Below are 10,457 nucleotides of genomic sequence, written 5' to 3' on the forward strand. Positions count from 1 at the left end.
ACAGATCGGTTCGAGATCATGAGGCGATCTCAAGAGAAAGCAGATCGGTTCGAGATCATGAGGCGATCTCAAGAGAAAGCAGATCGGTTCGAGGTTATAAGGTGATCTTAGCAGAAAGCAGAGCGTTTAGGTGATGTGAAACCGACTGAGAGAGAAGAAGGGGGTTCGGAGCAAAGCCCTGAAATAATAAAAGACTCTGTCTGGCCCTCGTTGCCGCTTGAACCTGAATTTTTTCGATGTCCTCGTTCATCCTAACCCACACCGGTTCAAGCCACGCACATCATGCTCACCTTTCCTCGTTCAAGCCCTGTGATCAGGACGCTGCCGCAAGAAGCTGAACCGGTTGGCGCGCAATCAATCGGCGGTAAGGGATCGCCGGAATCGCCACGCTCATGGACAACAACTTCTGCCACATCGATTCTTCCCCTCCGGGCAGGCGCAATCGTCGGCGTACGGTGTACTCGTTGAGGTACGCCTGCAGATGTCTGGTGCCCAAGGCAATATATGTACGCTTCAGCGATGTCCACGCCTCGCTCACGACTTTCTTCAAGGGTCTATACAGCCGAAAGGCTTGAGGGAACGACTGTACCGCCGATGCACGGACATCTACCTGTTCATGGATAAACGCAGCGAGTTCGAGTCGATTCGCTCCGTACCCATCTCCCCTTATCTGCGAGACCAGACGGATTTTGACCTGCTCCGGCCCGCCCGACTCCGTGACCGTACATCCCGCTACGACTGCCGAAGCATACGGATGAGGAAACTGTGGCCGGGCCGGATTACGCCCATACAGGTCGCTGTTCACCTTCACGTCTCCGCAGAGCAGCTCCCGGACATCGAACTCCCCGATGGCATGGCGGATGCGGTGGAGCATCAGCCAGGCGGTCTTGTAGGTGACCTGGATCACCTGGCTCAGCCGCATCGCCGAGATGCCGTCGGGCAGCAGGAACAACTCCAGCGCCTGGAACCACTTGGTCAGGGGGAGATGGGTGCGTTCAAAGATCGTGCCGACCAAAGCCGACGTTTGATGCGCACACCTGGCGCACTCGAACAAGGGAATGCGCCGGGAAGTCAGACGGCTGCAGCGGGTGTGAGCGCAACGCGGGCAGACAAAGCCGTTCGGCCACTTCATCGTGATCAATGCCTTCATGCAGTCCTGCTCGTTGTGAAAACGGCTGCTAAAGGATTGAAGTTCTGTTTCCGTTTGGACTTCCATGTCTGCTCACCCCCGAATCAATGATACACGAACGTAAGTTCTTTTTCTCATCATACCAAACATATGTTCCTCTTTCAAGCCGAACACCCCACTTGAGCTGCCTTTTTATTTCTTATCTCTTTTCTCTGATCTCTTTTCTCTTTATTCCTTTCTCTAGGCTCACCTCAACCCATTCTGAGCAAACGGGATAATCATGCAAGGCTGTATGAAGAGGCAACAGGCATCAGGGAACAAGCAACAAGCATCAGGTATCAGGTTTCAGGCAACGGACACCAAACACCATACCCTATAGACACCCGTCTCACTCTGAGTGGGGTGAATCCCCTTCTTCCAAGAAAGCTAGAAAAAAGATGTCTGCTGATTCAGCGTCAACTCCAGCTGTGGATCCCCGTTTTGCCCAGTTACATACTGATCATATGGGAGTGTGATAATGTGAATGAAGAATTCTTAAAAGCAATCGAGCAACTGTTGGATCAGAAACTTGCACCTGTACATGATAGACTTGAGAGAATCGACCATGAGTTTATCTGTACATAATAAACAGGAAAAAGTGGATCATAAGCTAAATTTGTTGGTTGAGAGACAACCAGAAGATATTGGTTCCATTCATAGGTCACTGAGAAACTAAAAGAGACATCTGCCATTGGAAATTCGAGACGGATGCCTCTTTTTTATTTTACTCAGCTGCTCATGGTCATCCTCGCATTGTCGACCTTCAGAGCAGCCAGCGTAAAACACAGGTCCGCGTCCTCCGATCTACCGGCGGATTCGAACAATAGGCCAAGGTCCCGGCATGTTAAATAAGTCCCGAATCCCGCGATGGACGGGTATCCCTGCTCGGCCGGACCGACCCTGAGCGCCTGCTGCAATGAACTAATGGCCTTGTCGATTTCCCCCAGACCCTTGTAACCGATGGACTGCAGATGATACAAATCCGGAAATCCGGGAAATTGAGCAATACTGTCCACGCTGTGCCTGACCAGATCGTCATAACGCCCCATGTCCGCCAGGATTCCGAGCCTGTATTTGTGAGCACTGGACAGCAGCGGTGTCCCAAAATCGTCCTCTTTGCTCAAAAATTCATTAAATTGATCGAGCGCCCCCTCCAAGTCTCTGCTTCTGTATAACTCGACACCCAAAAAGTATAAATAATGCCCTGCATCCGGCTGCTCTGACATCGCTTGGCGAAGCAACGTGGTATTACGGCGCCCTTTATCCTTATCGACAACATTCTCGACCAGATAACCGTGATGGTAGACATGAATGTTAACTTGGCCAATTTTCAGATCAGGCGTGAATTTGAGCATACTGGGGACAATCTGCTCGTGAACCCTCCCTTCAAAGCGGTACTGCGGCCGGTTCCGAACTATTCGAAGCAGAGAATTGTACTCCAATCCGCCTTTAAAGAGGTTGGTGACCACCAATAGAATGCCCTCGATTCCATGCTCACGGGCATCATTATGGGCCAGCAGTTCCTTGAGCTTGCCGGCTTCTTCCGCATCCAACTCTTCATCGGCATCCAGCCAGAGAATCCAGTCTCCTGTCGCTTCATCGAAGCTCCGGTTGCGGGCGTCCGCAAAGCTGCCCTGCCACGGCATCCGAATGACTTTAGCCCCGAAGGACTTTGCGATCGCCACCGTATCATCCGTAGAACCGGTGTCCACAATAATGATTTCATCCACAGTGCCCTGGACGCTGCTGAGGCATTTCGGAAGATATTTTTCCTCGTTCCTGACGATCATGCATAACGAGATGCTTGGTTGCTCCATAGCTCACCTCATATGGGGCTAATCTAAAGAAAAACGTCTATCGACGTACATTCAAAGAAGCCAGACCGCATTTAGCAGTAGTTTTTCTTGCGATCCCAGGAATGGTATACCAAGAGGTTTATACTTTCTGGAATCTTAGGAAACCTGGGAATCTTGAAACCGGAGCCTCGCATCGCCGGTCATGACACTCGCCAGTGTAAAATACAGGTCCGCGCCTTTCATATTTCCGGTACTAGTGTGCAATATGCCAAGGTCCTGGCATGTTAAATAAGTGCCATGTCCCGCCACGCTCGGATATCCTTCCTCGGCGGGGCCCATGCTCAGCGCTTTCCGTAACAGCTCCATGGCCTTGCCGGTTTTCCCCAGTGACTGATAGCCAGTCGCACCCAGATGATATAAGTCCGTGTATCCGGGGAATTTAGATATACTCTCCTCGCTGCAGCGGATCAGGTCATCGTAACGCATCAGATCTGCCAGCATAATGAGCCTGTATTTATGCGCATTGGCCAGCAGCGCCTTTCCAGTATCAGCTTCAGCCCTGTTCAAAAATATATTGATATTGCGGAGAGCTTCCTCCAGATCATTAATTCTATATAGCTCCACGCTCAAATAATAATAATAATGCGGATATTCCGGATACTCCGCCATGGATTGCTGAAGCAGCGTTATATTGCGGCGTACTTTATCCTGATTGATTACATTTTGCGCCAGATAACCGTAATGATGAATATGAATATCCACCTGTCCAAGCTGCAGATCCGGATCGAATTTCTGCATACTGGGCAGAATCTGCTCGTGAATCCTGCCTTCAAAGCGGTATTCCGGCCGGTTCCGAACCAATCGGTGTAGGTAATTGTACTCGACCCCGCCCCCTTCAAGGTGATTGCAGAATACAAATTGAACGCCCTCGATCCGCTGTTCACGGATGGCATCCCGGCTCAGCAGCTCCTTGAGCTTCTTCGCTTCGTTCCCATCCATCTCTTCGTCGGCATCAAGCCAGAGAATCCAGTCCCCTGTCGCCTCATCAAAGCCCCGGTTGCGGGCGTCCGCAAAGCTGTCCTGCCACGGCATCTCGATGACTTTGGCCCCGTATGCCTTGGCAATCGCCACCGTATCGTCCGTGGATCCGGTATCCACAATGATGATCTCATCCACAATACGCTGGACGCTGCTGAGGCATTTTGAAAGATATTTCCCCTCGTTCCTGACGATCATGCATAACGAAATGCTTGGTTGATCCATAACCCACCTCTTTACACTAAGTACGGATAGATCCCTCGTTCAGGAATGTGTATGTGCGATCTCCATTTATATGTCATTCTATTGTATTCTATGACGGCCTGTCTTAGACCAACATAGGATTCATTATAACAAGCCTCAGTTCTCCGGATGGCCTTCAAACGTTATGTCTATGAAAAAGCAATGTAAAAGAACCCTTCGGAACGGTATAAACGTCCGAAGGGGAACTAAAATTATGCTTAATTAAGCCAACTTGACCACAGTTATACCTGTATTAGCAAAAGTATTAGAAGCAGTGCCCTGGTTGAGAAGGGTCAACTGACCTCCTCCCGCCCCGGTCTGAATGACGGTTGAACCTCCGACATTCACGGAGTCAGCAGTTATTCCTCTAACGTTAACATTTGTTTGAGTTCCGAGAAGTCCGTTGCCATCCAGAGCTAAAACGGCAGAATAAATCCCCGTAGCTGTACCACCCGCACCCGTTTCTGTAACAATATTTGAGTTATACGAGACATAGTACTGCTGATTCGGGGCCAGGAAGATCGTAGGGGAACCATTAGGGTGAGTGATGGCCGTTCCGCTGAAAGTCGTTGTAATGTCAAGCGGTACCGATTGGCCTGGAGCCACGAGAGGTCCGGATGCGCCTTGATCAACTGCGGCCGTCAAATTGTTAAAAGTTACTGTTGGACCCGTCGGCCCTGTTACACCGGTATCACCTGTCGCTCCTGTTGCTCCGGTGTCACCGGTGGCTCCTGTTGCGCCCGTCGAGCCCGTTGCTCCGGTGTCCCCGGTGGCCCCGGTCGAGCCCGTCGAGCCCGTTACTCCAGTGTCACCGGTGGCTCCTGTTGCGCCCGTCGAGCCTGTTGCCCCGGTGTCACCGGTGGCTCCTGTTGCGCCCGTCGAGCCCGTTGCCCCGGTGTCACCGGTGGCTCCGGTCGAGCCCGTCGAGCCCGTTGCTCCAGTGTCTCCGGTGGCTCCTGTTGCGCCCGTCGAGCCCGTTGCTCCAGTGTCTCCGGTGGCTCCGGTCGCGCCCGTCGAGCCTGTTGCCCCGGTGTCACCGGTGGCTCCCGTCGAGCCTGTCGCTCCCGTTGCTCCAGTGTCTCCGGTGGCTCCTGTTGCGCCCGTCGAGCCCGTTGCTCCAGTGTCACCGGTGGCTCCCGTCGAGCCTGTCGCACCTGTTGCTCCGGTGTCCCCGGTGGCTCCGGTCGAGCCTGTTGCTCCGGTCGAGCCTGTTGCTCCAGTGTCACCGGTCGCCCCAGTCGCGCCGGTCGGGCCTGTTACTCCCACTCCCGTCGCTCCGGTTGCACCAGTTCCGCCTGTCGCTCCGGTATCACCCGTTGCCCCTGTCGCTCCCGCGTCACCCGTTGCTCCTGTCGCACCTGTCGCTCCCGCGTCACCTGTCGCACCTGTCGCACCTGTCGCGCCTGTTGCTCCTACACCGGTTGCGCCTGTTGCTCCGGTAGGGCCTGTTACTCCTATTCCCGTCGCTCCGGTTGCACCAGCTGGGCCCGTTGCTCCGGTTGCACCTGCGGAACCTGCTGCACCTGTTGCTCCCGTTGCTCCGGTTGCTCCTCTCAGGCTGTCAATGAACTCCTGAGTCGTTCCGGTGTAGCCAAGCTGAATCCAGAGTTGATACGCAGATAACCCCGGCGCTCCTGTCGGACCCGCTGGACCGGGGGCCCCTGGTGCTCCTGTCGAACCCGTTGCTCCCGCCGGACCAGTCGCACCTATCGAACCTGTTGGACCCGTTATACCTACTGGTATCTCTCCACCGCCTGTCGGGCCGGTTGGACCGGGCGGGCCGACAAGATTGGTGGCTGTCAAAGCCATTTCCAGTTTGTTGCTCAGCACAAAGTCTTTATTGACCGTTTCTTGAAGCGTTTTCCGAATGCTTTCATTTACGGCCAATATATCACTAATTGTTGCGGGTGGTGCTGATACACCAGGCAATGTCCCCAGTACATACTGAAGCTTCTCGCCTTCCGCATTCAATATATGACTGAGCCCCAGTTCTTCCATCGCTATTGAGGCAACGATTAATGATATGGCATCATCTCTTGTAATTGTGATCGTTGGCGTAATATTAGGCAGATTGGCTTGAGACACTCATACCTCCCCTTTCATCTTTGATAATCCAACATATTCCCACTCACTTTCGGTAGTGTTAGGTAAACGCCCGGTTCTGCCCATTTTTCAAAAAATAGGTTCAACCCTTTCTATCATGTGTTTCTGATAGAACCGGAAGAGACTAAAACAAAATCCGCATCATGAGGAGTTCCCATGATGCGGTCTTTGTTTTGACACTCTTTTCTTTTCGAGCAACGCAACATCGGTTACTTTTGACTTTGGATGAACGAGTGATGCAGAAAGCGAAAATAATCTGAAACATATCTAGAACGGCCGTCCTTGATCATGTTATCGATGATGTCCCAATCTTGTTCCGGCATGGTTTTAATATTCAAAATGGTGTACTTCGTCTGAAGGTTCACTCACATCGGCAAATGTTGAAGCATAGCCTGTATTGCCTGCTGATACTGCCATAAAATATTTCATTTTAAGAGGTATGGCTCCTTTTCCTGAAACAACTTCGCTGTTTCCAGTATGTATGTAGCTAAATTATCCGCCGCCGTTATTGTTGGACCAGTTGGCCCTTACTCCCCACTGCTATATTCTAAGACTGATGCAGAAATATAAGAACATTGGTTTGTTCACTGCAAGTATACTTCCGACACGTCTGTTCCGTTCGACGGATGCGAATGAAGACTGGAAGCAAACGCCGTCGCATTACGCCAAATAGTGGATTTCCGTAAACGTTGAGATAAGGGGACGACCAATCGAATGGGGCAGTGCTCAAGAAAGAACATAGCACTCAAGAGCAATCCGGTTGGAATGCAACCTGAACTAGGGGGTAAATGAAAGTGGCCACCCTTCAGGAACGTGTTAACGTGTGAAGGTTGGCGTGGGAATATTTCGGCTTTACTCAGCTTTCCCCTGTCGCTTCATCGAAGCTCCGGTGGCGGGCATCCGCGAAGCTGTCCTGCCGTGGCATTCGTATGATTTATACTTTCTGGAATCTCAAGAAACCTGAGGCTCCTTAAATCTGAGTCTCGCCTCGCCGGCCATCACACTCGCCAGTGTAAAATACAGGTCCGCGCTCTTCGGATTTCCTATACAATTGTGCAGTATGCCAAGGTCCCGGCACGTTAAAAAAGTTCCATGTCCCGCTACGCTCGGATACCCCTCCTCGGCGGGACCCATGCTCAGCGCTTTCCGTAACAGCTCCATGGCCTTGCCGGTTTTCCCCAGTGACTGATAGCCAGCCGCACTCAGATGATATAAGTCCGTGAATTCGGGAAATTTGGATATACTCTCCTCACTGCAGCGGATCAGGTCATCGTAACGCATCAGATCTGCCAGCATAATGAGCCTGTATTTATGCGCACTGGCCAGCAGCGCCTTTCCAGTATCAGCTTCCGCCCTGTTCAAAAATATATTGATATTGCGGAGAGCTTCCTCCAGACCATTAATTCTATATAGCTCCACGCTCAAATAATAATAATAATGCGGATATTCCGGATACTCCGCCATGGATTGCTGAAGCAGCGTTATATTGCGGCGTACTTTATCCTGATTGATTACATTTTGCGCCAGATAACCGTAATGATGAATATGAATATCCACCTGTCCAAGCTGCAGATCCGGATCGAATTTCTGCATACTGGGCAGAATCTGCTCGTGAATCCTGCCTTCAAAGCGGTATTCCGGCCGGTTCCGAACCAATCGGTGCAGATAATTGTACTCGACGACGCCCCCTTCAAGGTGATTGCAGAACACAAATTGAATGCCCTCGATCCGCTGTTCACGGATAGCATCCCTACTCAGCAGCCCCTTGAGCTTCTCGGCTTCATTCACATCCATCTCTTCATCGGCATCCAGCCAGAGAATCCAGTCCCCTGTCGCCTCATCGAAGCCCCGGTTACGGGCGTCCGCGAAGCTGTTCTGCCATGGCATCTGGATGACTTTGGCCCCGAAGGACTTGGCAATCGCCACCGTATCGTCCGTGGATCCGGTATCCACAATGATGATCTCATCTACAATACGCTGGACGCTGCTGAGGCATTTCGGAAGATATTTTTCCTCATTCCTGACGATCATGCATAACGAAATGCTTGGTTGACTCATAACCCACCTCTTATAAGCTAAAATGCAATAAGCTTTAAACATCCGGCTCCTCTTTGAAAGTGATCCGGGTTGCGCCGCCCGTCAGACTTGCCAGTGTAAGATACAGGTCCGCATTCTTTGAGTTTCCGGTAGATGCATACAATTGCCCAAGGTCCCGGTAAGTTAAATAAGTTCCGTGCCCTGCCATACTCGGATATCCTTCTTCGGCTGGACCGATGCTGAGCGCTTTCCGCAATGAATCAATGGCCCTGTCGATTTCCCCGAGCCCTTCGAAGCCGATCGCCTCAAGATGATACAAATCCGTGAATCCGGGAAACAAGGCAATACCTTGTGCGCTGTCGTGAACCAAATCGTGATAACGCCCCATTTTTGCCAGGGTAACGAGCTTGTATTTATATGCATTGGCTACTCCCCCTAAGCGAGGATTAGCCGCTCTATCTAAAAATACATTAAACTGCCGGAGCGCTCCCTCATAATCCTTGACCCGGAATAACTGCACGCCCAAATGATATTGATAAAGCGCATGCTCCGGCTGCTCCGGTATCGCCTGAAGCAGCAGCGATATATTTCGTTCGATTTTATTCTTCCTGGAAATATTCTCGAAAAGGTAACCGTAATGATAGACATGAATATCAGCCTGTCCGAGCTTTAGCTCAGGATTGAATTTCAGCATATTAGGCAGAAGTTGTTCATGAATCCTGCCTTCAAAGCGGTAGTGCGGCCGGTTCCGAACCATTCTCAGTAGATGGCTGTATTCCACGCCGCCCCCTTCAAGATAATTGCAGAACACAAATTGTATTCCCTCAATCCCCTGATCGCGGACCGTATCCCGGGTCAGCAGCTCCTTGAGCTTATCAGCTTCATCCACATCCATTTCTTCATCGGCATCCAGCCAGAGTATCCAATCCCCTGCCGCTTCATCGAAGCTCCGGTTACGGGCGGCTGCAAAGCTGTCCCGCCACGGCATCTGAACGACCTTGGCTCCGAAGTTCTTCGCAATCGCAACGGTTTCATCTGTAGATCCGGTATCCACAATAATGATCTCATCCACGATGCGCTGAACACTTCTAAGGCATTTTGGAAGAAGTTCTTCTTCGTTCCTCACAATCATGCATAACGAGATGTGTGGTTTATCCATAAATCCACCTCTTTGCAATAAGTACGGATAAATCCCTCGTTCAGAAATGCCTATGTACAACCTCAAGTTATCTGTCATTCTATTGTATTCTATGACGGCCCGTCTCAGACCAACATATGATTTCTTATTAAAAGCCACAGCTCCGTGGGCGGTCTTGAGACATGATGTCAGTATAAAATGGTACCCTTCGGAACTGTATAAACGTCCAAAGGGTACCCAAAATTCTGCTGGATTAGGCGAGCTTAATAACCGATACAGCAATATTGTTAAAGCTGGTGGTGGTACCAGTCCCGGCGTTATTCAGTGTCAATTGACCGGAGGCCGCACCAGTACTCACAACAGTTCCTCCCGAGAGGGCGTATGCTTCAATGGTTGTGTCTGCAGGCGGGTTAGTAACGTTAACGTTTGATTGTGTCCCTATAAGCTGACTGCCATTCAGTTCGAGTGCTGCAGCATAAATCCCTGGTGTTGGTGTATACACATTCGTGTTATAGGAGACGTAATAGGTCTGGTTCGGGTTTAGAGTGATCGTGGGTGAACCGGCACCATGATTAATTGCTGTTCCGCTACTGGTAGCGTTCGAATCAAGCGGTATAGAACCGCCTGGAGCCACAATAGGACCGCCGACGTTATTAGGCCGATTCGTTACAGCCGTCAAATTATTTGCGGTCACTGTTGGACCGGTTGCTCCGGTCGAGCCTGTTGCTCCGGTGGCTCCCGTGTCCCCGGTGGCTCCTGTCGCACCAGTTGTGCCTGTTGCTCCGGTGGCCCCGGTTGCCCCGGTCGAGCCTGTTGCTCCGGTGGCCCCGGTGGCTCCTGTTGCGCCGGTCGAGCCCGTTGCTCCGGTGGCCCCAGTTGCTCCTGTCGCCCCGGTTGCTCCCGTTGCTCCGGTGGCCCCAGTTGCCCCTGTCGA

6 protein-coding genes and 1 pseudogene are annotated in these 10,457 nt (G+C 51.5%); all 7 read right to left on the reverse strand.

The window, feature by feature from the left end; translation table 11 throughout:
• Positions 1-313: 313 nt before the first annotated feature.
• Positions 314-1,216, reverse strand: coding sequence for a transposase (locus ACE5KN_RS30915; RefSeq protein WP_375533325.1), 903 nt, complete (start codon positions 1,214-1,216; stop codon positions 314-316).
• A gap of 680 nt (positions 1,217-1,896) precedes the next feature.
• Complete coding sequence (locus tag ACE5KN_RS30920; protein ID WP_375528905.1) at positions 1,897-2,985, reverse strand: glycosyltransferase family 2 protein; 1,089 nt, start codon at positions 2,983-2,985, stop codon at positions 1,897-1,899.
• 135 nt (positions 2,986-3,120) lie between these two features.
• The gene (locus ACE5KN_RS30925; RefSeq protein WP_375533326.1) at positions 3,121-4,227 is read right to left on the reverse strand and encodes a glycosyltransferase; all 1,107 of its coding nucleotides are present in this window, start codon (positions 4,225-4,227) and stop codon (positions 3,121-3,123) included.
• Positions 4,228-4,467: 240 nt separating this feature from the next.
• Positions 4,468-6,330, reverse strand: coding sequence for an alpha-helical endospore appendage domain-containing protein (locus ACE5KN_RS30930; RefSeq protein ID WP_375533327.1), 1,863 nt, complete (start codon positions 6,328-6,330; stop codon positions 4,468-4,470).
• A 969-nt stretch (positions 6,331-7,299) separates the two neighbouring features.
• A complete protein-coding gene (locus ACE5KN_RS30935) occupies positions 7,300-8,406 on the reverse strand; it encodes a glycosyltransferase (RefSeq protein ID WP_375533328.1) in 1,107 nt (368 codons plus the stop codon).
• 34 nt (positions 8,407-8,440) lie between these two features.
• The gene (locus tag ACE5KN_RS30940) at positions 8,441-9,544 is read right to left on the reverse strand and encodes a glycosyltransferase (protein ID WP_375528902.1); all 1,104 of its coding nucleotides are present in this window, start codon (positions 9,542-9,544) and stop codon (positions 8,441-8,443) included.
• 232 nt (positions 9,545-9,776) lie between these two features.
• A pseudogene (locus ACE5KN_RS30945) lies at positions 9,777-10,457 on the reverse strand (collagen-like repeat preface domain-containing protein); the annotation flags it as partial.

It is taken from the genome of Paenibacillus terreus, assembly GCF_042138595.1.
Classification (GTDB): Bacteria; Bacillota; Bacilli; order Paenibacillales; family Paenibacillaceae; genus Paenibacillus; species Paenibacillus terreus.